General features: G+C 46.4%; 1 protein-coding gene. It reads left to right on the plus strand.

The window, feature by feature from the left end:
- Positions 1-57 precede the first annotated feature (57 nt).
- Positions 58-1,204 (plus strand): IS3 family transposase gene (locus E2980_RS23895; RefSeq protein WP_476695920.1). Its coding sequence is split into 2 segments (ribosomal slippage): positions 58-329 and positions 328-1,204, totalling 1,149 coding nucleotides; the frame shifts between segments, so codons are not numbered across the junction.
- Positions 1,205-1,279: the final 75 nt, after the last annotated feature.

Below are 1,279 nucleotides of genomic sequence, written 5' to 3' on the forward strand. Positions count from 1 at the left end.
TATAATGCTCCCATAGGTTGAGACACAGGAGCGTGATAAATAAGTTATAATAAAACCATGGAAAAACGGAACCGATACACCCCAGAGTTTAAAACGAAGGTTGTGCTGGAGGTCTTGCAGGAAGAGCAGACCGTGAACGAGATTGCCGCCAAATATGAAATGAGTCCGGTGATGATTAGCCGGTGGAAAGCCGAGTTTCTAAGCCGCGCTTCGATGGTGTTTGAGAAAGGGACGAGTGAAGCGGACAAAATGAAAAAGGAGTACGAAAGCAAGCAGGAACACCTGGAAAAGCTAGTCGGTCAACTCACCGTTGAAGTCGACTGGCTCAAAAAAAAATCTGGCCTCAAATGAACCCTTGGAAGTGCGTAAAGCCATGGTTGAACGGAATCATCCAAAGATAAACATTAAACGGCAAGCCGTGCTGCTCTCTGTAAACCGGACGAGCGTGTATCGGCCTGTGAGCGAGAAGCAGCCCAGTGAAGAGAACGTACAGCTCATGCATCTGATCGATGAGATCTATATGAAGCACCCTTACTTTGGGTATCGCCGGATGACTAGGACCCTGAAGAATCAAGGCTACCCTGTAAATCGGAAGCGTATACGCCGCCTGATGCAGCTCATGGGATTAGAGGCGGTGTATCCAAAGCCGAACCTCAGCAAGCGCCTGCATGCCAAGTACTGCCGGCCTTATTTACTTCGTGGACTTACCATTGATCGTCCCAATCAGGTGTGGGGAATTGACATTACGTACATCCGTATGGGCAAAGGATTTATGTATCTCTTCAATATTATTGACTGGTACAGCCGCAAAGTGATTGACTATGAGCTATCCAGTACACTGGAGAAAGGCTTTGTTTTAACCTGCCTCAAACGCGCTTTCCGGCGCTGTAAACCAGAGATTATGAACAGCGACCAAGGCTCTCATTTTACCAATGCCTCTTACTTGGAACTGCTCGAAAAGGAGAACGTAAAGATCTCTATGGACGGCAAAGGCCGCGCGACAGACAACAGCCGTACGGAACGATATTTCAGGTCTCTAAAGTACGAGTGCATCTTTTTAAATGAGTTTGAAACACCCCGTGATTTGCGTAAAGGGATTACAGATTACGTCAAATTCTATAACGGTGAACGTCCGCACCAATCGCTGAACGAGGTTTCTCCAGACAGTGTTTATTCGCAATCTTTTACCCGTATAGCTTCTTAAAACCTACTATTTCAACCCAGAGAGGAGTTAACTTATTTTCTCTCGTTTTGTGTCTTGACAACGGGGAGCATTACA

This window comes from Cohnella luojiensis (assembly GCF_004564235.1).
Classification (GTDB): Bacteria; Bacillota; Bacilli; order Paenibacillales; family Paenibacillaceae; genus Cohnella; species Cohnella luojiensis.